We start from the raw sequence: 21,574 nt of genomic DNA, 5'->3' as shown, positions 1-21,574 counted from the left end.
CGCCGGCGATCCTTCGGGCGTGGCGGCGCGCCGTCAAGCATGGACGCGGCGCCCGGCGGGACTATCCTCCGGCGGGTGAGCGAATCCCTGCGCATCCCCGGCATCGCGCGCCCGCCCGAGGTCGAGTTCAGCTTCGACGGCCGCCCGCTGCGCGCGCCGGTGGGCGAGAGCCTGGCGGCGGCGCTGATGGCCGCGGGCGTACGGCGACTCGGCGAGGGGCCGGGCTCGCCGCGCGCCGCCTTCTGCATGATGGGCACCTGCCAGCAATGCCTGGTGCGGGTGGAGGGACGGCTGGTGCAGGCCTGCCTGACACCGGTGCGCGCCGGCCTGCGGGTCGGGCCGGCCTGATGTTCGACGTGGCGGTGCTCGGCGCCGGTCCCGCCGGCATGGCGGCGGCCACGGAGGCCGCGCGGCGTGGCGGGCGCGTTGTGCTGCTGGAGGAGAGCCCGCAGCCCGGCGGGCAGGTGTATCGCGCCGCACCGCCCGGCTTCGTGGTGCCCGAGGATGCCGACAAGCGCGCCGGCGATGCGCTGCGCGCGGCGCTGGCGGGGAGCGGCGCGGAGATCCGCACCGGGCATCGCGTCTGGGGGCTCGGCGGCGGGCCGCTGGTGCCGCAGGGTAGCCCGCCCGCGCCGTTCCGCGTGGATGCGCTGGCCGAAGGCGCACCGGTGACGCTGGAGGCGCGCGCGCTGGTGCTCTGCCCCGGCACGCATGAGCGCATCATCCCCTTCCCCGGCTGGACGCTGCCCGGCGTGATCGGGCTGGCGGCGGCGACGATCCTGCTGAAGGCGCAGGGCGTGCTGCCGGGACGCCGCGTGCTGGTGGCCGGCGCGGGGCCGCTGCTCTACGCGGTGGCGGCGAAGCTGCACAAGGCGGGTGCGGAGGTGGTCGCGATGGCAGACCTCGCGACCCGCGCCGAATGGGCACGCGCACTGCCGGCGCTGGCGGCGCGGCCGGACCTGCTGGCGCGCGGCGCCGCCTGGCGCGCGGCGCTGGCGTCGCGCAGCGTGCCGGTGCTGGCGGGTGCGCGCGTGGCCGCGGCGGAAGGTGGCGGCGCGCTGGAGCGGGTGCGGATCGTCACCGCGACAGGCCAGACGGAGAGCTTCGACTGCGATGCCCTCTGCATCGGCCATGGCCTCGTGCCGGCCACCGAGGCGACGCGACTGTTCCGTGCCGCGCATCGCTACGACCGCGCCGCCGGCGGATGGGTGCCGGTGCTGGATGCGGACCGGCGCACCTCGGTGAAGCTGCTCTATGTCGCGGGCGATGGCGGCGGGGTGCGCGGCGCGGCGGCGGCGCCGGCGGCGGGACGTCTCGCCGCGCTGGCGGCGCTGACCGATCTCGGCATCCTCTCGGGCCGGGCGCACGCGCGGGCACGCTGGCGGCCCTGGGCGGAGCATTGGCGCGCCGCGCGCACCGGCGCGGCGATGGCCCGGATGATGGCGCTGCGGCCGGCGCTGGTCTCGGCCATTCCGCCGGAGACGGTGGTCTGCCGTTGCGAGGGGGTGACGCGGGCGGAGATCGAGGCGGCGCTGGATGACGGAGCGGCTGAGATGAACCAGCTCAAGCAGTTCACCCGCTGCGGCATGGGGCCTTGCCAGGGCCGGCTGTGTGGCGAGGCGGCGGCGGAGCTGGTGGCGATCCGCGTCGGCGGGCGGGAGCATGCGGGTTTCGCGACCGGGCGGATGCCGCTGCGGCCGGTGCCGATGGAGGCGCTGCTGGGCGAGTTCGACTACGCCGACATCCCCGTGCCGAAGCCGGCGCCGATCTAAATGATCTTCGACGCGGCCATTTTCGGAGCGGGCGTGATGGGGTGCAGCACCGCGCTGCACCTGGCGCGCGGCGGGATGCAGGTGGCGCTGCTCGATCGCGGTGCGATCTGCCGCGAGGCATCCGGCGTCAACGCCGGCACGCTCACCATGCAGATGACCCGCGCGGCGCTGATCCCCTATGCGCTGCGCGCGCATGAGATGTGGCTGCGCATGCCAGAATGGTGCGATGGCGGCGATGTGCTGGCGGTGTCCTGCCCCGGCCTCTCCGTGGCTTTCACCGAGCACGAGGCGGCCATGCTGGAGGAACGGGCGCATTTCCGCCGCCAGGCCGGCGCGCCGATCGAGCTGGTCTCCGGCGGGCGGGCGATGGAGATCGAGCCGGGGCTGTCGGACCGCGTGCTGCTGGCCGGGCATTGCCCGATCGACGGCTTCACCAGCGCCTATCTCACCGGCCGCGCCTTCCGTCCTGCGCTGCTCAATGCCGGCGTCGCGCTGTTCGAGGGGCGCGGCGTGCGCGGCGTGGAGCAGGCGGCGGATGGGTTCACGCTCGACACCGTCGCGGGGCCGCTGCGCGCGCGGCGGATCGTGCTGGCGGGCGGCGTGTGGCTGGAGGAAATGGCGGGCTGGCTCGGCGTGCATCTGCCGATCAAGGTGCTGATCAACCAACTCGTTGTCACCGAGCGCATCCGGCCGGTGATGCGGACGGTGCTGGGCGTCGCGTCCGGCCTGCTCTCGCTGAAGCAGTATGCGAACGGCACGGTGCTGATCGGCGGCGGCTGGCAGGGCATCGGCGACCGCGCGCGCGGCGGCTTGGCGGTGCGGGCGGAGAACCTGCAGGGCAACATCAGGCTGGCGGCGCACACGGTGCCGGCGCTGCGCGACGCGCGGGTGGTGCGCGCCTGGCTGGGGCTGGAGGCGGAGACGGCGGATGCGCTGCCCGCCATCGGCCCGATCCCCGGCGTGCCGGATGCCTGGATCATCGGCAGCGTGCATTCCGGCTATACGAGCGGGCCCTATTTCGGGAAGCTGCTGGCACAGGCGGTACTCGGCGAGGCGCCGGAGCTGCCGCTCTTCCCCATTGACCGGCTGCTCGCGAAGGAACTCGCATGATCCCGGACGGCGCGAACCGCTTCCATGGCATCTATCCCTCGACCGTGCTGCCAATGCGCTCGGGGAACTTCGCGCCGGACTGGGAGGCCTATGCGCGCCACACCGCGCATTGCGTGCTGCGCCCCGGCATCGCCGGCGTGCTGATGAACGGCCATGCCGGCGAGAACTTCGTGCTGTCGCGCGCGGAGAAGCGACGCGCGGTGGAGGTGACGGTGGCGACCGTCGGCGCCAGCCGCATCGTCGTCGCGGGCGTGAATGCCGAGGGCAGCCTGGAAGCGGCCGAGGAAGCGCGCGAGGCCCGCGAGGCCGGTGCCGACGCCATCATGATCTTCCTGCCCAACGGCTTCGCCCTGGCGCAGACCACGGAGATGGCGCTGCTGCACCACACGACGATCATGCGCGCCGTGCCGGGCATGCCGGTGTTCCTCTTCGCCGCGCATCACGGCGCCGGCCGCATGGCCTTCACGCCCGAGACCTTCGAGGCGCTGCTCGATCTGCCGGACGTTGTCGGCGTGAAGGAAGGCGGCTGGGAAGTGGACCGCTACGATGCGCTGCGCCGCATCTGCAAGGCGAAGCGGCCCGACGTGGCGTTCTGCGCCAGTGGCGACGAGCATCTGCTGGCCTGCATGGTGCATGGCTCGGACGGCTCGCTGGTGTCGCTGGCCGATATCCTGCCGGATGAGATCGTCGCACTGGATGCGGCGGTGCGCGCCGGAGACCTGCCGACCGCGCGCGCACTGCATGACCGGCTGGAGCCGCTCGCCGAGGCGATCTATGGCGCGCCGCCGGCCGGACGCGCCACAGCGCGGCTGAAATTCTGCCTTGCCGAGACGGGCGTGATCCCCGACCCGGCGGTACGCCCGCCGCAGCCACCTGTCACGGGGCCGGAAGCGGCGATGCTGCGCGCGGCGCTGCGGGAGACGGGGCTGTAGCGCGCGTCGTCAGCCGCCGCTCCGCCCAGCGACCGAGCGAGGCCAGCGCCCAGCCGACCAGGAAATAGAGCACCAGCGCCGTGCCGTAGGTGAGAAGCGCGGAGAAGCCGCGCTGGGTCAGCATCTTCGCGGCGAAGGTGATCTCGATGAAGCCGATCTGGCTGACCAGCGACGTCTCCTTCACCATCGAAAGCACATGTGCGATGGAGGGCGGCAGGATCACCCGCCAGGCCTGCGGCAGCACGATGCGCCCGAGCACGGTCCAGGGGCGCAGGTTCATCGTCAGCGCCGCTTCCCACTGCGTCGGGCGCACGGATTCCAGTCCGGCGCGGACATTCTCCGCCGCCAGCGCGGACATGCGGATCGCCACCGCGGCGACGGCGACGCTCCAGAGCGGCGCCTCCAGCCCGGCGAACTGGCTGAGGAAGAAGACCAGCAGCAGCAGCACCAGGAAGGGGATGCGGCGGAAAATCTCCACCCACAACACGCAGAGCGCGCGCAGTGGCGCGAAGGGCACCAGCTGCGGCAGGCGCAGGGCGGCGAGCGCGAAGCCGAGCGCATAGCCCAGCGCGCAGCCGAGCACGCTGGCGATCAGCGTGTTGCCCAGCGCCTCGACGAGGAACTTCAGGTTCCACCAGGTGAAGAAGCGCGGGGCTTCGCTGACGATGATGTCCCAGGCGCTCATCGCGTCAGAACACCTTCGCCCTGATACGGAACATCCAGCGCCCGACCAGCCAGAGCAGGGTGGAGGCGATGATGGTCAGCGCGATGTAGATCAGCGCCACCACCGAGAAGATCTCGACCGAGCGGAAGGAGATCGCATTGGCGTTCAGCGCGCGCCCGGTGAGTTCCTCCACGCCGAAGATCGCGGCCATGGAGGTGCCGAGCGTCATGATGATGTAGTGGTTGGAGAGCGCGGGATAGAGCGCGCGGATCACATGCGGCGCGATGACGTACCAGACGATCTGCAGGCGCGAGAAGCCCATGCAGTCCGCCGCGTCCAGCTCCGCCTGCGGCACGGAGGCGAAGCCGGCGCGCTCGATCTCGGTGAGATAGGCGCCGGCGTTCAGCGTCATGCCGATCAGCACGGCGGTGACCGGCGAGAGGATGATGCCCACTTCCGGCAGCGCGAAGAACAGGAAGAAGATCTGCACCAGCTGCGGCGTCCAGGTGAAGAAGCGGACATAGGCGCCGACCGCCGCACGCGCCGGCCAGGGTCCGTAGCTGAGCACCGCCGCGCCGAACAGGCCGATCACCAGGCCGCCGGCGAAGGCGACGGCGGCGATCCACAGTGCCACCAGCGCGCCCATGAGGAAGTCGGGAAGGTACTGCCAGATCTGGCCGTATTGGAGTGTCACGCGGCGCGGCTTCCATGAAGCCCTCCCCCGCGCATGCGGGGGAGGAGGAAGGAAAGATTCAGAACATCGGGTTGAACGGCACCGGCGTCTTCATCGGCACGCCAAACCACTTCTCCCAGGTGCGGTTGACGAAGCCTTCGCGATGCAGCTCGAACAGCACCACGTTCAGCACGTCCTTGAGCGTGTCGTTGCCCTTCTGCACGCCGATGCCGACCCAGGTGCTGCCGAGCACCTGGTCGAGCACCCGCCACTGCGCCTGCGGGAAGTTGCGCATGGGGATCACCACGCTCTCCAACACGTCCACCATCGCATCCGCCCTGCCCTGCGCCATCGCGCGGAAGGTGTCGGGATAATTGTCGAGCAGCGTCACCTGCGCCTGTGGCGCATTGGCCTGGATCCAGGGCACGCCGATGGTGCCGCGCACCTGCACCAGCCGCACCGCGCTGTTGTTCAGGTCGGCAGGCGTGTTGATGGGCGCCGCCGTGCCGGACTGCTTGGTCAGCACCACCACGGATTGCGTGTGCAGCGGCACGGTGTAATCGATCACCAGCGCACGCTCGATGGTGCGGGTCATGGCTCCGAGCACGATGTCGATGCGGTCGGCCTGCAGGAAGGGGATGCGGTCCGGGCTGCCGACCTGCACGATCTCGAGTTCCACATTCATGCGCCGCGCGATCTCGCGCGCGATGTCGGCGTCGAAGCCGTCGATCTGGTTCCGCTCGTTGAAGGTGCCGAAGGGCGGCAGCGTCGGGTTGATGCCGGCGCGCAGGCGCTTGGTGGACAGCACCTGGTCGAGCGGCCGGGCGGAGGAAGCGGCCGGCAGCAGCGCCGCGCCGGCCGCGCCAGCGGCGAGCGAGAAGAGGTTGCGGCGGTCGAAGATCGGCATGGTGAAGGTCTCCCAAGGCGGGCGGTGGCGGCGGGCGCGGTGCCCCTGCGTGGCGGCGTCTGTCGCACCGCTCGAGCGGAAGGCTACGTCGCGGGTGGAGCGGACGGCAACCCGCCCCGGGTCAGGATCGCACCGATCCAGGCCGCGAACAGCCCGGCGGCGAGCAGCGGCAGCGCAAGAAGCGCCCAGCCGAGTCCCGCGAGCAGGCCGAGCAGCGGTGGCGCGAGCAGCTGCACCAGGTTGTTGCCCTGGATCGTCAGGCCCATCGCCGGCGCCACCAGGTCGGGCCGCGGCACGCTGGCAGGCACCAGCGCGAAGAGGGATGCCGGCACCAGCCCGCCGACACCGCACGCCAGCAGCGCCAGGCCCATGGCAGCGGATGGCAGCGGCAGCGCGAACACCGCGGCGGCCAGCAGCGCCATCGCGGCCGCGCCGGCGGTGACCAGGCGCTCCGGCGCCACGCCGCGCCGCATCAGCGCCGCCGCGGAGAGGTTGCCGGCCAGGTTGGCGATGGCGGCGAGCGCGGCCGCACCGCCCGCCAAGCCGGTGCCGACGCCAAGCGATTCCAGATAGGCAGGCAGGAAGGCGGCAATGCCGAAATACAGGCAGCTATACGCGGCGAAGGCACCGGCGACGCGCAGCGGCCGCCGCGCCGCCATCAACCCTCGCAGCTGCGCCGCCAGGCGCGGCCGTGGTCCGGCAGCCACGGGCGGCATGCGGGGGATCAGCCGCCAGCACAGCACCAGCGCCGCCAGCAGCAGCGCGGCGCAGAGCAGCCAGGCCGGGCGCCAGCCGGCGGCCTCCACCACCGGCGCGGTGAACAGGCCGAGTGCGATGCCGCCGGGCATGAAGCCGCCCCACAGCCCCATGGCGGAAGGCCGGTCGGCCGGCGCGGCGAGCGCCGCGACGAGCGAGGGCGCGGAGACCACGACCAGCAGGAAGCCCGCGCCCTCGGCAATGCGTATGGCGAAGAGCGGCGGCGCGCTCGGCGCCAGGGGTGCGACGGCGGCGGCGAGCGCGGCGAGCGACAGCCCGGCGAGCAGCCCGCGCCGCGCGCCGATGCGCGCCGCCGCCAGCCCGATCGCCAGCCCGCCCAGCCCGGCGAGCAGCGCCGCCAGCGAGACGAGCAGCGCGGCGGCGGCCAGCGACAGGCCGAACTCCGCCGCGATCGTCGTCATCGCCGCCGGCACCTTGCCGATTTGCGCGGCCGCGGCGATCCCAGCGAAGACGATCGCCAGGATCGCGGGCCAGCGCGTCACGCTGGACCCCGTCCTTGGGCGTTCAGCCCTTGCGCTCGATCAGCTCCACCCGCACGCCGTCCGGCATGCCGAAGAAGGCGATCCGCACGCCCGGCCGCGCCTGCTTCGGCCCGGAGAGCAACGGCACGCCCTTCGCGGCAAGATCGGCGATGGCGGCATCGAGGTCGTCCGTGCCGAGCCCGATATGCTCGAGCCCGAGGAAGGGTGGCGCCGGCGGCGCAGGGGTCTCGTCCGGCACCTGCTCGATGAACAGCGTATTGCCGGCGAGTTCCAGCACGACGCGGAGCGCGCCCGCGATCTGCACGCTCGCCTTGTGCTGGGCGCCGAAGGCAGCGATCCAGAGGCGGGCAGCGGCCTCGGGATCGGGGCTGCGGAAGTGGATGTGGTCGAAGCGATAGGGTTCCATGCCGCCACTCTCGCGCATCGGCGCGCGCCGCGCCATCTGTCGGGCGATCGGACTGCATCGGGGATTGCATGGCGGAACGGCACCTGCTCCTGGCCGGCGGCGGCCACGCCCATGTCGAGGTGCTGCGGCGCCTGGCGGCGCGGCCGCTTGCCGGCTGGCGCATCACGCTGCTGACGCGGGAGCGCCACTCGCCCTATTCCGGCATGCTGCCCGGCGTCGCGGCCGGCCTCTACCACCCGGAGCAGGCGCTGATCGACACGCGGGCGCTGGCCGCGCGAGCTGGCGCGGCGCTGGTGATCGACAGCGTGGAGGGGCTCGACCCTGGTGCGCGGAGGCTGCATCGGGCCAGTGGCGACCCGATTGCCTACGACCTGCTCTCGATCGATACCGGCGCGACGCCGGATGTCTCGCGCCTGCCGGGCGCGGCGGAGCATGCGCTGCCGCTCAAGCCGATCGACGCGCTGCTGCCGCGATTGCAGGGCCTGGATGCCGAGGTGCGCCCGGGCCAGGCGGTGGCGCTGATCGGCGGCGGCGCGGCCGGCTTCGAGATGTCGCTCGCGATGGCTGCGCGGCTCGGCCCGCGGAAGGTGCGGATCGTGCTGGTGGCCGGCGAATCGGGCCTGCTGCCGGGGGTGCCGGCGGTGCTGCGCCGCCGCGCCGCCGCCGCGCTCGCCGCGCGGGGTGTTGCGCTGCATGAAGGTGCGAATGTGTCGGAGGTGACGGAGGGCGCGCTGCGCTTCGAGGAGCGCCCGGCGCTGGCCGCCGATGTGGTGCTGCTGGCGACCGGTGCGTCGCCGGCAGAATGGCTGGCGCGCAGCGGCCTGGTACGCGATGGGCGCGGCTTCCTGCTGGTGGAGCCGACGCTGCAGGCGGTGGGCCAGCCCGCGATCTTTGCTGCGGGCGACGTCGCCAGCCTGCTGCCGGAGCCGGCCCCCAAGGCGGGCGTCTTCGCGGTGCGGCAGGGCCCGGTGCTGGCGGAGAATTTGCGCGCAGCGGCGGAAGGCCGGCCGCTCGCAACCTACACGCCGCAGCAGGACTGGCTGGTGCTGCTCTCGCTCGGCGACGGGCATGCGCTCGGCACGCGCAACGGGCTGGTGTTCGGCGGCCGCTGGGTGTGGTGGTGGAAGGACTGGATCGATCGCCGATTCATGGCCCGCTACCAGGCCGCCGGGTAGCCCGCGGTCAGCCCAACCGCGCGGCGAGTGCCGGGCCAAGGCCGACCGTCTCCACCGGCGCATGCGGCAGCGGCCTCGTCGGCCGCTGGCCGAGCGCCGCGATGACCGCGCGCACCCCGGCCTCGACCGAGCAGATCACCGGCACCGGAACGCGGCCATCGAGCTTCGCCGCCAGCCCCGCCAGGCCGGCACCGCCCAGGATCACCGCCTCCGCCCCGTCCTGCACGGCACTTGCGGCGCAGGCCTCGGCGAGCAGGGCGAGGGCGCCCTCCGGATCGCGGGCGATCTCGCCGCCTGAGGGGGCGACGGTGCGCACCCCGGCCAGCCGCCCGGCTTGGCCGCGGGCGGCGAAGAACTCCTCCAGCATCGGCTTCCAGGCGGCACCGCCGGTGACCACGCCGAAACGCCGCGCGATGCGCATCGCCGCCTCGGCCGAGGCGTCGGCCAGCCCGACCACCGGCACCGGTGCGATCTCGCGCAGCGCGTCCAGCCCGGGATCGCCGAAGCAGCCGAGCAGCACGGCATCCGCGCCCGCCCCGTGCTCCGCATAGGCGTCGAGGGCGGCATGCGCCGCGATGGCGGAGGCGGCGCGGGAGGCGATGTAGCGGGCGCCGAAACGGCCGGTAGCGCCGGCGAAGATCACGCCCGGCGGCGCCATGGCCTGCGCGATGGTGGCCAGCTTTTCGGTGATCGCGGCGGTGGTGTTGGCATTGATCAGCAGGATGCGCATGGCAGCAACCTAGCGCGCGCTAGGCCCCCGCGCAGCCGCCGGCCTTCACGGAACGGCCGCGGAATGCGAGATTGCCGCCACACGACAGGATATTTACGATGCGCAACGAAGACGAGATCTGGCGCCTGGTCGAGGCGAAGCGGGCGGAATACCAGGCCCTTGCGGACCGCGTCTGGGGCATGCCCGAGCTCTGCTACGCCGAGGCGCGCTCCGTCGAGCAGCACCGCGAGATGCTGGAGCGCGAAGGCTTCCGCGTCACCACCGACCTCGCCGACATCCCGACCGCGGTGATGGGCGAGGCCGGCGAGGGCGGGCCGGTGATCGCCATCCTTGGCGAATACGACGCGCTGCCGGGCCTCAGCCAGGAAGCCGGCATCGCCGAGCCGAAGCCGGTGCCGGGCGAGACCAGCGGGCATGGCTGCGGCCACAACCTGCTCGGCGCCGGCGCCATGCTGGCGGCCGCCGCGGTGAAGGACTGGCTGAAGGCCAACGGCATCCCCGGCCGCGTGCGCTACTACGGCTGCCCGGCCGAGGAAGGCGGCGCCGCCAAGGGGTTCATGGTGCGCGCGGGCGCCTTCGACGACGTGGACATCGCCATCTCCTGGCACCCGGCCTGCTTCGCCGGCGTGAACGAGCCGGTTTCACTCGCCAACACGCGGATCGACTTCACCTTCCACGGCCGTTCCTCCCACGCCGCCGCGGCGCCGCATCTCGGGCGGTCGGCGTTGGATGCGGTGGAGCTGATGAATGTCGGCGTGAACTACATGCGCGAGCACATGCCCTCCGATGCGCGCATCCATTACGCCTATCTCGATGCCGGCGGCATCGCGCCGAACGTGGTGCAGGGCCGGGCCAAGGTGCGCTACCTCATCCGCGCGCGGGACGTGCAGGAACTGCGGCCGCTGGTGGAGCGCGTGCGGAAGATCGCCGATGGCGCCGCGCTGATGACGGAAACCACGGTGGAGACGCAGGTGATCTCCGCCGTCTCCAACCTGCTGGCGAACGAGCCGCTGGAAGCCGCGCTGCACACCAACCTTGAGCGCCTCGGCCCGCCGCCCTTCACCGCGGAGGACCGGGAGTTCGCCGCGGCGATCCAGAAGACGCTGCGGGAGGAGGACATCACCGCCGCCTATCGCCGGCACGGGCTGCCGGTCGAGAAGGACAAGCCGCTGCACGACGCCATCGTGCCGGTCAGCTCCAAGGGCGCGGGCATGGTCGGCTCCACCGACGTCGGCGATGTCTCCTGGAAGGTCCCGACGGTGCAGGCGCGCGGCGCCACCTGGGCGGTCGGCACCCCGGCGCATTCCTGGCAGGTGGTGGCGCAGGGCAAGTCGCCGATGGCGCATACCGGCATGGTGCATGTGGCCAAGGCAATGGCGGGCGTGGCGCTGGACGCGATCCGCGACCCTGGGCTGATCGCCAAGGCCAAGGCCGACCACCAGGCCCGCATCGGCGGCAGGCCCTATGAGAGCCCGCTGCCGGCCGATGCGAAGCCGGCGCTCGGCATGTCTCTGGCCGAGTAGCCGCACGGCAGAACAGATCCCGCAGCGGCGCGTTGCCCCCCGCATGACGGAGGATGGCGCGCCGCAGCAGGCGCTGCGCAACATCGAGGATGTGCTGCGGCTCGAGCAGGAGCAGGGGCGCCACCGGCCGCCCTTCTCGCGCCTGGCGGCTTTCGTCGCGCGCTTCGCCGGCTCCGCCGGCTTCGTCGGGCTCCATTTGATTCTGATCGCCGGCTGGGCGGCCGTGAATGCCGGCTTGGTGCCGGGCCTTGCTCCCTTCGACCCCTTCCCCTTCGGCCTGCTCGGCGCCGCCTTCTCGCTGGAGGGGGTGCTGCTGGCGGCTTTCGTGCTGGCCAAGCAGAACCGGATGAGCGCACGCGACGAGGAACGCGCGCATCTCGACCTGCAGATCAGCCTGCTCGCGGAGCAGGAGGTGACGAAGGTGATCCAGATGCTGGAGCGCATCAGCGTTGCGATCGGCGTGGAGCGTGAGGTGCTGGACCGCGAGACCGAGGAACTCGGCCGCACCACCGCCGTCGGCGGCCTCGCCAAGCGCCTGCATGACCGGCTGCGACCGGGGGAACGGTGAGCGGCGCGCTGCCCGAAGACCCCGGCGCACGCTGGATGGCGCTGATGCGGGGCGGCGAATGGTCCGAGGCCTGGGCGCAATCCGATGTCGCGCTCGCCGCCCGTCGCGGCGCGCGCGACGCGACGCTGCCGCGCCACCTGCAACCGGTCTGGGACGGCACGCCGCTCGCCGGGCGGCGCGTGCTGGTGCGCTGCTATCACGGGTTGGGCGACACCATCCAGTTCATCCGCCTTGTCCCCGCCCTGCAGGCGATCGCGCGCGAGGTCATGGTCTGGGCGCAGCCGGCGCTGATCCCGCTGCTCGCCACCATGCGCCCGGCGCCGCGGCTGCTGCCGCTGCACGACGGGACGCCGGAGGCCGAGTACGACACCGACATCGAGATCATGGAGCTGGCACATGCGCTGCGGATCACGCCCGCGACGCTGCCGGCCCGCGTTCCCTACCTGCACCCGCCGCTGCGGCCCTTGGCGCCGGAAGGCGGGTTCTCGGTCGGGTTGGCCTGGCGCGCAGGGGAGTGGGACCCGCGCCGCTCCGTGCCGCTTCCGCTTCTGCGCCCGCTTGCGGAAATCCCGGGCGTCACGCTGCACATCCTGCAACGCGGCGCCGGCCTCGCCGAACGGCCCGAGAGCTTCGGCATCGTCTCAGGCAGCGATGATCCGCTGGAGACGGCGATCCGCATGCGCGCCCTGGATCTGGTGGTGAGCGTGGATTCGATGCCGGCGCATCTGGCCGGCGCGCTCGGCGCGCCCACCTGGCTGCTGCTGGCGCGCAAGGCCGATTGGCGCTGGATGGAAGGCCGGGACGACAGCCCGTGGTATCCGACCATGCGCCTGTTCCGCCAGGTGCGGAGCGACGCGTGGGAGGAGCCGGTGGCGCGGCTGGTGCTCGCGCTGAAGGAGCTCGCCGGCGCGTGAGCGTCACGCCCGGCCGCGCCGCGCCGCGCCGAGAAGCAGCGCCGCATGCCGGCCATCATCGTTCGCAGCCGGCACCGGCGGCACCCAGCGCGCTTCCTGCTCGAACCAGCTGATGGTCGCCTTCAGCCCGGCGGCGAGCCCGGTGCGCGGCTGCCAGCCGAGCAGCCGCTTTGCCAGCGTGATGTCCGGCCGCCGGCGCTGCGGATCGTCCACCGGCAGGGGCCGCCTCACCACCGCCGAGCGCGAGCGCGTCAGCAGCACGACGCGATCCACCAGCTCGGTGACGCGCAGCTCCTCGGGATTACCGAGATTGACCGGCCCGGGCGGCCGCGGATCCAGCGCCAGCAGCCGCAGCAGCCCGGCGACCAGATCGTCCACGTAGCAGAAGGAGCGCGTCTGGCTGCCATCCCCGTAGATGGTGATGTCCTGCCCGGCCAGCGCCTGGGTGACCACGTTCGACACCACGCGCCCGTCATCGGCGCGCATCCGCGGGCCGTAGGTGTTGAAGATGCGCGCAACCCGCGTCTCCACGCGGCCGGCGCGCAGATAGTCGAAGGCCAGCGTCTCCGCCGCCCGCTTTCCCTCGTCGTAGCAGGCGCGCGGGCCGATCGGGTTGACGCAGCCGCGATACTCCTCGGTCTGCGGATGGACCTGCGGATCGCCATAGACCTCGCTGGTGGAGGCCAGCAGGAAGCGCGCGCCGGCCATCTCGGCAAGGCGCAGCAGGTTGCGCGTGCCGAGCACGCAGGTCATCAGCGTGTGCTCCGGATCCGCCTGGTAGTGGGGTGGCGAGGCGGCGCAGGCAAGGTTCAGCACGGCGTCGATGCGCCCGGCCCGGCGCTGCAACGCCACCGGCATCGGATCGCAGACATCGCATTCGAAAAGCTCGAAGCGCGGATTGCCTTCGAGGTGGGCGATGTTGCGCCGGCGTCCGGTGAGAAAACTGTCCACGCACAGCACCTGCGCACCGTCGGCGAGCAACGCATCGCAGAGATGGGAACCCAGGAAACCGGCCCCGCCGGCCACGATCACGGTCCTGTAGCTGCCGTTTCTCACAAGGGCATCTTCTCTGCTGCGCGGCGGTGGTCGGCATGGCGGTGCGTGGCGGCAAGGAGATGCCGCTCAAGCTCAGCCGCCCGATGGGCGGCGGTGTGCGCGCCGAGCACCCGGGCGCGCGCCGCCGCGGCGATCCGCTGGCGCCGCTGGCCGCCGGGATCGTGCAGCGCGACGAGCACCTCCTCGGGCGACCCGGCGAGCAGGATCTCCTCCCCGGGCGCGAACAATTCGGCGAGCCCCGGCCAGCGGTCGGAGATCACCGGCGTGCCGCAGGACGCCGCCTCGAACAGCCGCACGCTCGGGCTCCAGCCGGCGCGCACCATGTCGGCGCGCGTGACGTTCAGCGTGAAGCGGCTGGCGGCGTAGAATGCCGGATGCGCCGAGGGCGGCACATGCTCGATGCGCTCTACATTCGCCGGCCAGGCGATGTCCTGCGGATATTGTGCGCCAGCAACCACGAACCGCAGATGCGGCGCACGGCGGGCCGGTTCGACCAGCAGGCGTTCGAGCACCGGCTGGCGATCGGCGCTCCAGGTGCCGAGGTAGGAGAGATCCCACCGCGTTGCGCAGTCCAGCGGCGGATAGGCCTGTGGGTCCACCGAGCAGTGCAGCACCCGCGCCATCGGCGCGCCGTAGCGCTGCTCCAGGACATCGAGCGTGGGGCCGCCGGTGAAGGAGAGATAGAGGTCGTAGCCGGGGATCAGATCCGGCGAGAGATAATCGTGCTGGCCCTGCTCCAGCCGCGCCAGCGTCACCGGCGTGTCGATGTCGTAGAAAGCGGTTACGCCGGAGGCCAGGCGCTGCACCAGCCGCCCGACCGCCACGCCATCCAGCACGAAGGAACCGACGATCACCGCATCCGCCGCGGCAATCGCGTGGCGCCAGTCGGCGAGATCGTCCACATCGTTGTAAAGCGCGAAGCGGCAGAAGCCCGGCTCCGGCAGGTCCCGATGCGCGGCGTACCAGGGCAGGTCGCGCTCGAGGAAAAGCACGTCGTGGCCGCGCGCGGCGAAGGCGCGCAGCAGTGCGCGCCAGGTCGTGGCATGGCCGTTGCCCCAGGCGGAAGAGAGGCTGAGGCCGAGGACCACCAGCCTCATGCGACCCGCGCCTCGCGCATGCCGGTGGCGAGGTCGCGCAGCAATGCATGCACCTGCGCGCCGCGCCGCGCGTAGCTGTGCTCCGCCAGGATCCGTGCGCGCGCCGCCTGGCCGATCGCGCGCGCGCGCTGCGGCGTCAGCGCGGCGAGATGCGCCGCGACATCGGCGGCATCGCGTGCCGCCAGCACCTCCTCCCCTTCCTTCAGGAACAGATCGAGGCCGGTCCAGGCATCGGTGATCAGGCAGGCGCCCGCGCCGGCCGCTTCGAAGACGCGCGTTGCAGGCGAGAAGCCGACCTCAGCCATGCTGTCGCGCGCGACGTTCAGCACGGCGAGTGCGGAGGCATTGAATGCGTTGTGCGCGGCGGTACCAAGATGACCGAGCCGCGTGACGTTCGCCGGCATCGGCTTGTCGTCCCAGCCATTGCCGCCGAGCAGGAAGCGGCGCGCCGGCAGCAGCGCGGCCGGGCGAAGGAAGAACTCCTCCACCCGCGCCTCGCGGTCCGGCAGCCGGTTGGCGAGGAAGTTGAGATCCGCCGCGTAGCGCGGATCCGGTAACACGGGATGGTGCGTCTCGGGGTCGAGCGCGTTGTAGACGGGCACGCAGCTTCGCGCGCCGAAGCCGCGATACGCCTCCACCACCGGCGGGCCGCCGCCATAGGTCAGCACGACATCGAGCGCCGCCAATGCGCGCCGCAGCGGGTGCGCGGCATCCGCACGCATCGCCGCGAGCGTCGCCGGCGCGTCCACGTCCCAGAAGATGCGGATCGCGTCGGGCTGCGCAGCCTGCATCACACCGGCCAGCAGTTCGTCGTCGAACACGCCGACGCCGCTGGCCTTCACCACCACATCGGCGCGCGCGGCCTCTGCGACGACGGCGCGCAGCCCGGCCTCGTCGGCGGGCCAGACGCGCACCTCCGCCCAGTCCGGCACCGCGATGTCGCGATGCTGCTGGCGGTCGAAGGCGTCGGGTTCGTAGAAGGTGATGCGGTGCCCGTGGCGGGCGAGCTCGCGGATGATGCCACGATAATAGGTCGCCGCGCCGTTCCACCAAGCGGAAAGCAGGCTCGATCCGTAGAATGCGATCCTCATGCCGGCTGCTCCGCCGCAACACCCTTTCGTGGTTCCGCCGAAGGCCGAAGCCGCGCGAGCACGCCAAGAAGCTGGTCCACGCGATGCGCGCAGCTGTGCCGGGCGCGGATGGCGGTCAGGCCGCGCGCCGCAAGCTGCGCCCGTAGCCCGGCATCGGCCGCGAGCGCACGCAGGTGTTGCGTCATCTCCTCGCCGCTGCGCGCGAGCAGGAAGTCCTCGCCGGGACGGAACAGGCCCTCGGTGTCGCGCCATGGTGCCGAGACCAGCGGGATGCCGCAGGCCAGTGCCTCGAAGACGCGGATGGTCGGTATGCCGGGCAGCCGCTCCACGTAGAAGCGGCGCGGCACATGCACGGTTGCGAGGTGACGTGCGAAGACGGCGGGAACCTCGCTGTTCGGCAGCCAGCCGCGATAACGCGCGCCTTGCGCCGCCAGGGCGTGCAGCGCCGGCTCGGGGTAGCGCACACCGTGGATGTCGAGCGGCAGACCTGCATCGCGCGCCGGGCGGAGCAGGAATCGATCCAACTCCTCCGCCCGCTCGCCATCGCCCCAATTGCCGATCCAGACCAGGCCGGCGCGCGTGCGCTCCTCGGCGGGTGGGTGGAACAGCGCTGTGTCGGCAGCCTCGTGCCAGGTGACCACGCGCGATCCCCAGCCCCAGCGGCGATAGACCTCGGACAGCGCCTCGCCGAAGGCGAGCACGCCGTCATAGCCGTCCAGGTCGAAGGCGCGGATCGCCTGCGGATCGCTGACGGCACGATGATGCGTGTCGTGGAACAGCAGCGTGAAGCGCGCGCCGCGCCGGCGCATGGCACCGAGCGCAGCGACGAGCCACGGCTCGTTCCATTCGTGCACGACGACGACATCCGCATCCTGCACCAGCGGTGCAATGTCGGTGGGGCCGGCGTGAGTGCGCCAGGGCAGCATCGGGAAGCTGCGGCGAAAGGGATCGAGCGCCGCCTCGCCGTGGTCGCGCAGCAGGTTGGCAAGGCTCCAGCCCTCACGCGGCTCGCAGGCCAGGACGTCGTGGTCGCGCGCCTGCAGCTCGCGCAGCACGCCGCGCAGGAAATGCGCGTTGCCGTGGTTCCAGCAGGAGCGCAGCGAGTGGGTGAACCAGACGAACCTCACGCGGCGACGCTCCTCCCTCGCGGCGCGGCCTGCAGCCGCGCGTGGATCCTAGCCATGCCCTGCGCCATCGCCGTGGCGGTGTAGCGTCGTGACCGGCGCAGGGCGGCAACGCGCAGCGACCTTCTTTGTTCCTGATCACGCGACAGCGTCGCGATCGCCTTCGCGAAGCCGCCGACATCGCCAGGCTCGACGAAGCAGGCGGCGCCGTCCCACAGCTCACGGAAGCTCGGGATGTCCGACAGCACCAGCGCGCAACCGGCCTGCGCAGCCTCCAGCACCGCCAAGCCGAAGGGCTCGTAGCGCGCGGTGGAGACGAAGACCGGGCCGCGGGCCAGCCAGCCCTCCAGCGCCGCATCGTCGAGGCTGCCGAGCAGGCGCAGGTGCCGCAGGTCCACCGCCGCGCCGTTGGGGCCACGCGTGGAGCCTGCGGCGAAGACCGGCAGGTCCAGCTGCGCTGCCGCGCGATTCAGCGTGCCGAGATCCTTGCCGTCATCCCATAGCCGTCCGGCCGTGAAGGCGAAGCGACCGGCCGCCGTGGCCACGCGACCGGGACGGCGCCCGTTCCACACCACCTCCGGCGCGCGTTGCAGGCGGTAGGCACGCGCGGTCGCCGCCGCGAAGGCGGCGCTCGGCGCGACGAGCGCGTCGCAGCGCATATAGCCGCGCGCGAGCAGCCCGACGCGCCATGCGAAGTCCGATGGCATCGGCCCTCCGCGCATCGTCTGCCACCACGTCGCGAGGCAGGAATGGCAGACACCGACCAGCGGCACCGGGAAATCCGCTGCGGCGGCGAGCGCCGGGCTGTTGAGTTGCAGCAGCTCCGCGCCGCTGCACCGCGCGAGCGAGGCGATCGCCTCTCCCGCCTGGATCACCTCCGCTTCCGTTCCCGCCAACCAGTCGAGCGGCAAGCCAGTGTCCACCAGTTCGAGACCCGGCACCTGCGCAGCCCGCGCGCGCCGTGCCGCATCCAGCCCCGGCCCGAGCACCGCGAGCGTCGTGCGCACCCCGAGCGGCGCCAGCGCGGCGGCCAGTTCAAGCGCATGCGTCCAGACACCACCCACCGCATCCGCGGTCATCAGCAGGTGGCGTGGTGCGGCGCTTACCCGGCGCACGCAGCCTCCAGCACCGGCAATGGCAGCGGGCGTTCCTCCTGGATGTCGCTGAAGGCATTGAACTGCGCGAGGTAGTGGGTATGCGCACGCTCCCACGCCTGCTCGTCCGGCTCTCCCCAGAGGCGCCGGTAGTCCGGCGAGGAGGGATAGGGATAAAGCGGCACCGGATCGTTCGCCCAGACGCCGCCACGCTCCAGCTTCCGCCGCCAGTCGGCGACCATCCCGGCATCGTCGCCTGCCACGCGGATCAGGTTGGCCTGCACGAAGGGGACGAAACGGCGCGCATGCACCAGGCGCTCGGCCAGTGCATCGGTGTCCAGCCGGCAGTCCTTGTCGAGCGCGGCGCGGCCCTCGGGCGTCAGGCTCTCCACCCCCGCCTCGATGGAGACGCAGCCGGCGCGGCCGAGCAGCTCCAGCATCTCCGGCTTCCACAGGTCTATGCGGGTCTGCACGCCGAACTTCAGCCCGCGGCCGACCATCGCCGTCAGCAGCGCGCGGTTGGGCAGGAATATCTCGTCGATGAAGTAGAGATAGGTCACGCCCTGGGCGCGCAGCGCGTCGATCTCCTCCAGCAGCGGGGCCAGGTCGCGCCGGCGATAAGCGTCGCGGAAGTCGATCTTGGCGCAGAAGCTGCAGTGATAGGGGCAGCCGCGCGACGCCTCCACCTCGGCGCCCGGCCCATCGGGCGGTGCCTCGAAGCGATGGTGATGGTGCGTGTGGCGCGCGATCCAGGCGTCGGGCCAGTGCAGCGCCGGCAGGTCGATGAAGCGCGCCGCCGCGGGCGCACCGGTGACGCGGATCGCGGCCCCCTCGCGGGCGGCGAGGCCGGGGAGGCGCGAAGGATCGCCGGCACCGGCGAGCGCCGCCACCACCTCCTCGCACTCGCCGCGCACCACGATGTCGCAGCCGAGCTTGCGCAGCGCCGCCTCCGGCGTGGCGGATCCATGCGGGCCGACGGCGACGGTGCGGCCGCCGCGACCGCCCAGCGCGTCGAGGAAGGCGCGCGGCACGCGCAGCTCGGGCGGCGCACAGCGCCAGAACAGGTAGGTCGGCGCGGTGGTCACCACCGTCATCGCCGGTGCGAAGGCGGCGACACGCTCCGCCGTCTCCCGCTGCGACAGCGCGCAGAGATGCGCGTCGAGCATCAGCACCTGGTGCCCCGCGCGCTCCAGCAGCGCCTTCGCATAGCCGAGTTCCAGCGGCAGATGCGGCTCGCGGCAGCCGAAATAGATGCTGCCGGCGTAGTCCCAGGGCGGATTGACGAGCGCGACCCTCAACGCAGCACCTCCATCGCCATGCTGGGCTGTGCGCCGAGCCCCCGCTCCTCGCGGAGCCAGTCGGTGAGCTGGCGCAAGCCGAGTCGCCACGGAACCGGGTCGGCCAGGCCGAGCGAGGCGCGCGCGCGGCGCGCATCGGCGACGAACCAGCGCTGGTCGCCGGCGCGCACCGGGCCATGCGACACCGCCACGCGCCGGCCGGTGATGTCGCCGATCGCATGCAGCACCTGCATGAGGCTCACCGCATTGGCCGGCCCACCGCCGAGGTTGAAGGCGCGCCCGGAGACCGCTCGGATCCGCTGCCATGCCGCAAGCCACGCGGCCACCGCATCGTCGACGTGCAGGATGTCGCGCACCTGCATGCCGTCGCCGTAGATCGTGATCGGCTCGCCCTGGAGTGCGCGGATCAGGAAATGCGCCACCCAGCCCTGGTCCTCGGTGCCCATCTGGCGTGGGCCATAGATGCAGCTCATGCGCAACACGGCGGCGGGCAGGCCGTAGGTGCGCGCGAAGTCCAGCACATACTGGTCGGCCGCGCCCTTGGAGCAGCCATAGGGCGTATGGAATTCGAGAGCGCGGTCCTCGTCGATGCCTGTCGCGCGCAGATCCGTCTCGCGCGGCAGCCAGGCGTCGTTGCGGACCTCCAGCGGGATGTCGGCGAGGTCGCCATAGACCTTGTTGGTGCTGGCGAAGAGCAGCGGACAGGGCCCGCCACGGCGCCGGCGCAGCAGGTCGAGCAGCAGGAAGGTGCCCTGCAGATTGACGCCGAAATCCTCGGCCGGGTCCTCGATGCTCGTCGTCACCGCGACCTGCGCGGCGAGGTGGAACACCGCCTCGGTGTCCTGCACCGCCGCCTCCAGCGCGGTGGCGTCGCGGATGTCGGCGGTGACGGATGCGATGCGGCGCGGATGCCGGCGCTGCAGCCAGGCGAGGTTGCGCTCCACCCCGGGGCGGCGCAGCGCGTCGTAGACAAGCACGTCGTGCCCCGAAGCGGCCAGCCGGTCGGCGAGGTTGGCGCCGATGAAGCCGGCGCCGCCGGTGACGAGAACGCGCCCCGTCACGCCACCAGCCCCCGAGCCTCGAGCTCGCGCCGCGCCTCGGCCACGCGGTCCTCCGCCTGCTGCCGTGCGACCCATTCGGCCAGTTCCGCAAGCCCTTCGCGGAAGTCACGCCGCGCGGCGTAGCCAAGTCGCGTCCGCGCCAGGGTGAGGTCCGGCACGCAATGGCGGATGTCGCCGGCGCGCGCCTTGCCGGCAATCTCCGGCGCGATGCGGCGGCCCATCGCCTGCGCGAGCAGCGCGGCGACCTCGGCAACGCTGCGCCGCTCGCCGCTGCCGATGTTGAACACGCCTCCCGCTGCCGCGGGATGGTCGAGGGCGAGCGCGAAGGCCTCGGCGACGTCCGCGACGTGGACGAAGTCGCGCAGTTGCCGGCCATCCTCGAAGATGACCGGCGGCTGGCCATTGTGCAGGCGCGCGGCGAAGATCGCCAGCACGCCGGTATAGGGGTTGGAGAGCGCCTGGCCCGGCCCGTAGGCGTTCCACAGCCTGAGCGCGACGCCCTGCATGCCATAGGCCGGCGCCAGCGTCAGCGTCAGCCGCTCCTGCGTGTACTTCGTGATCGCATAGACCGAGGCGAGGGCCGGGCGCTTGCCCTCCGGCGTCGGCACCGGGATCAGCGGCCGGCTCTGCGCATCGAGCGGATCCCATGGCTCGCCTGGGCCGCGCGGCTTGCGAACCACCTCCTCATGCAGCGCGCCGGCGGCATCTCGGTAGAGGCCCTCGCCATAGATGCTCATCGAGGAGGCGACAACCACGCGCGCGACCGGCTGCTCGATCAGCGCCTGGAACAGCACGGCGGTGCCATGATCGTTGACCGAGACGTAGCGGTCCACCGCATACATGCTCTGGCCGACGCCAACCTCGGCAGCGAGGTGCACCACCTTGTCCACGCCGGCCAGCGCGCGCCGCATCATCGCCTCGTCGCGCACGTCGCCGATCAGCAGTTCCGCCTCCGCCGGCAGGTCGCGCGGGCGGTCGGATTCGCCGTGCACCTGCGGGATCAGGCTGTCGAGCACGCGCACGTGATTCCCGCGCCGCAACAGCAGCCGCGCGAGGTGCCGTCCGATGAAGCCCGCGCCCCCGGTGATCAGGATCCTGTCGGCCAAATCTCTCTCCGCTG

General features: G+C 72.3%; 22 protein-coding genes. 8 read left to right on the top strand and 14 right to left on the bottom strand.

The window, feature by feature from the left end; all coding sequences use genetic code 11:
* The first annotated feature begins 75 nt into the window (after nt 1–75).
* Genes ACESM1_RS04970 through ACESM1_RS04955 form a run of 4 tightly spaced genes read left to right on the top strand, consistent with a single transcriptional unit; the run spans nt 76 to nt 3,814 of the window.
* Nucleotides 76–348, top strand: a complete 273-nt coding sequence (locus ACESM1_RS04970; protein ID WP_372618290.1) for a (2Fe-2S)-binding protein — start codon at nt 76–78, stop codon at nt 346–348.
* Entirely contained in the window at nt 348–1,772 is a 1,425-nt protein-coding gene (locus tag ACESM1_RS04965) for an NAD(P)/FAD-dependent oxidoreductase (RefSeq protein WP_372618289.1), read from the top strand. The genes ACESM1_RS04970 and ACESM1_RS04965 overlap by 1 nt, the downstream gene beginning before the upstream one ends.
* Nucleotides 1,773–2,882: an NAD(P)/FAD-dependent oxidoreductase gene (locus ACESM1_RS04960; protein ID WP_372618287.1), complete on the top strand. Its 1,110-nt coding sequence runs from the start codon at nt 1,773–1,775 to the stop codon at nt 2,880–2,882.
* Entirely contained in the window at nt 2,879–3,814 is a 936-nt protein-coding gene (locus ACESM1_RS04955; protein ID WP_372618285.1) for a dihydrodipicolinate synthase family protein, read from the top strand. Before ACESM1_RS04960 ends, ACESM1_RS04955 begins: the two co-directional genes overlap by 4 nt.
* Here ACESM1_RS04955 and ACESM1_RS04950 read toward each other — a convergent pair.
* The 5 genes from ACESM1_RS04950 to ACESM1_RS04930 form a co-directional block, all read right to left on the bottom strand.
* A complete protein-coding gene (locus ACESM1_RS04950; protein ID WP_372618284.1) occupies nt 3,759–4,499 on the bottom strand; it encodes an amino acid ABC transporter permease in 741 nt (246 codons plus the stop codon). The genes ACESM1_RS04955 and ACESM1_RS04950 overlap by 56 nt on opposite strands.
* Nucleotides 4,500–4,503: 4 nt before the next feature.
* The gene (locus ACESM1_RS04945) at nt 4,504–5,172 is read right to left on the bottom strand and encodes an amino acid ABC transporter permease (RefSeq protein ID WP_372618282.1); all 669 of its coding nucleotides are present in this window, start codon (nt 5,170–5,172) and stop codon (nt 4,504–4,506) included.
* A 58-nt stretch (nt 5,173–5,230) separates the two neighbouring features.
* Entirely contained in the window at nt 5,231–6,058 is an 828-nt protein-coding gene (locus ACESM1_RS04940; protein ID WP_372618280.1) for a transporter substrate-binding domain-containing protein, read from the bottom strand.
* Nucleotides 6,059–6,141: 83 nt separating this feature from the next.
* A complete protein-coding gene (locus ACESM1_RS04935; protein WP_372618278.1) occupies nt 6,142–7,317 on the bottom strand; it encodes an MFS transporter in 1,176 nt (391 codons plus the stop codon).
* 22 nt (nt 7,318–7,339) lie between these two features.
* Nucleotides 7,340–7,723 (bottom strand): VOC family protein, encoded by a 384-nt coding sequence (locus tag ACESM1_RS04930; RefSeq protein WP_372618277.1) that lies wholly within the window; start codon nt 7,721–7,723, stop codon nt 7,340–7,342.
* A gap of 68 nt (nt 7,724–7,791) precedes the next feature.
* Here ACESM1_RS04930 and ACESM1_RS04925 point away from each other — a divergent pair, with 68 nt between their 5' ends.
* Nucleotides 7,792–8,898 (top strand): FAD-dependent oxidoreductase, encoded by a 1,107-nt coding sequence (locus ACESM1_RS04925; protein WP_372618275.1) that lies wholly within the window; start codon nt 7,792–7,794, stop codon nt 8,896–8,898.
* Nucleotides 8,899–8,905: 7 nt separating this feature from the next.
* Here ACESM1_RS04925 and ACESM1_RS04920 read toward each other — a convergent pair whose 3' ends face one another.
* A complete protein-coding gene (locus tag ACESM1_RS04920) occupies nt 8,906–9,628 on the bottom strand; it encodes an aspartate/glutamate racemase family protein (RefSeq protein ID WP_372618273.1) in 723 nt (240 codons plus the stop codon).
* Nucleotides 9,629–9,726: 98 nt separating this feature from the next.
* Between ACESM1_RS04920 and ACESM1_RS04915 the strand changes: the two genes are divergently transcribed.
* The 3 genes from ACESM1_RS04915 to ACESM1_RS04905 are packed head-to-tail and all read left to right on the top strand — an operon-like array spanning nt 9,727 to nt 12,633.
* Nucleotides 9,727–11,151, top strand: a complete 1,425-nt coding sequence (locus tag ACESM1_RS04915) for a M20 family metallopeptidase (protein ID WP_372618271.1) — start codon at nt 9,727–9,729, stop codon at nt 11,149–11,151.
* Between the two features lie 43 nt (nt 11,152–11,194).
* Complete coding sequence (locus tag ACESM1_RS04910) at nt 11,195–11,719, top strand: DUF1003 domain-containing protein (RefSeq protein ID WP_372618269.1); 525 nt, start codon at nt 11,195–11,197, stop codon at nt 11,717–11,719.
* Nucleotides 11,716–12,633: a hypothetical protein gene (locus ACESM1_RS04905; RefSeq protein ID WP_372618267.1), complete on the top strand. Its 918-nt coding sequence runs from the start codon at nt 11,716–11,718 to the stop codon at nt 12,631–12,633. The genes ACESM1_RS04910 and ACESM1_RS04905 overlap by 4 nt, the downstream gene beginning before the upstream one ends.
* Nucleotides 12,634–12,636: 3 nt before the next feature.
* Here ACESM1_RS04905 and ACESM1_RS04900 read toward each other — a convergent pair whose 3' ends face one another.
* From ACESM1_RS04900 to ACESM1_RS04865, 8 genes are read right to left on the bottom strand one after another with little or no spacing between them, the layout of a single operon-like run.
* Nucleotides 12,637–13,659, bottom strand: coding sequence for a UDP-glucuronic acid decarboxylase family protein (locus ACESM1_RS04900; RefSeq protein ID WP_372618265.1), 1,023 nt, complete (start codon nt 13,657–13,659; stop codon nt 12,637–12,639).
* 26 nt (nt 13,660–13,685) lie between these two features.
* On the bottom strand, nt 13,686–14,786 hold the full coding sequence (locus ACESM1_RS04895; protein ID WP_372618263.1) for a glycosyltransferase: 1,101 nt from the start codon (nt 14,784–14,786) through the stop codon (nt 13,686–13,688).
* Nucleotides 14,783–15,877 (bottom strand): glycosyltransferase, encoded by a 1,095-nt coding sequence (locus tag ACESM1_RS04890; RefSeq protein WP_372618261.1) that lies wholly within the window; start codon nt 15,875–15,877, stop codon nt 14,783–14,785. The genes ACESM1_RS04895 and ACESM1_RS04890 overlap by 4 nt, the downstream gene beginning before the upstream one ends.
* A complete protein-coding gene (locus tag ACESM1_RS04885; RefSeq protein WP_372618259.1) occupies nt 15,874–17,004 on the bottom strand; it encodes a glycosyltransferase in 1,131 nt (376 codons plus the stop codon). The genes ACESM1_RS04890 and ACESM1_RS04885 overlap by 4 nt, the downstream gene beginning before the upstream one ends.
* Nucleotides 17,001–18,116, bottom strand: coding sequence for a glycosyltransferase (locus ACESM1_RS04880; RefSeq protein WP_372618257.1), 1,116 nt, complete (start codon nt 18,114–18,116; stop codon nt 17,001–17,003). The genes ACESM1_RS04885 and ACESM1_RS04880 overlap by 4 nt, the downstream gene beginning before the upstream one ends.
* Nucleotides 18,104–19,393 (bottom strand): TIGR04295 family B12-binding domain-containing radical SAM protein, encoded by a 1,290-nt coding sequence (locus ACESM1_RS04875; protein ID WP_372618255.1) that lies wholly within the window; start codon nt 19,391–19,393, stop codon nt 18,104–18,106. Before ACESM1_RS04875 ends, ACESM1_RS04880 begins: the two co-directional genes overlap by 13 nt.
* Nucleotides 19,390–20,454: an SDR family NAD(P)-dependent oxidoreductase gene (locus ACESM1_RS04870; protein WP_372618253.1), complete on the bottom strand. Its 1,065-nt coding sequence runs from the start codon at nt 20,452–20,454 to the stop codon at nt 19,390–19,392. Before ACESM1_RS04870 ends, ACESM1_RS04875 begins: the two co-directional genes overlap by 4 nt.
* Nucleotides 20,451–21,560, bottom strand: coding sequence for an SDR family NAD(P)-dependent oxidoreductase (locus ACESM1_RS04865; protein WP_372618251.1), 1,110 nt, complete (start codon nt 21,558–21,560; stop codon nt 20,451–20,453). Before ACESM1_RS04865 ends, ACESM1_RS04870 begins: the two co-directional genes overlap by 4 nt.
* Between the last annotated feature and the right edge of the window lie 14 nt (nt 21,561–21,574).

It is taken from the genome of Falsiroseomonas sp. (assembly GCF_041690465.1).
Classification (GTDB): domain Bacteria; phylum Pseudomonadota; class Alphaproteobacteria; order Acetobacterales; family Acetobacteraceae; genus Falsiroseomonas.
This window is presented reverse-complemented; position numbering and strand designations above follow the sequence as displayed.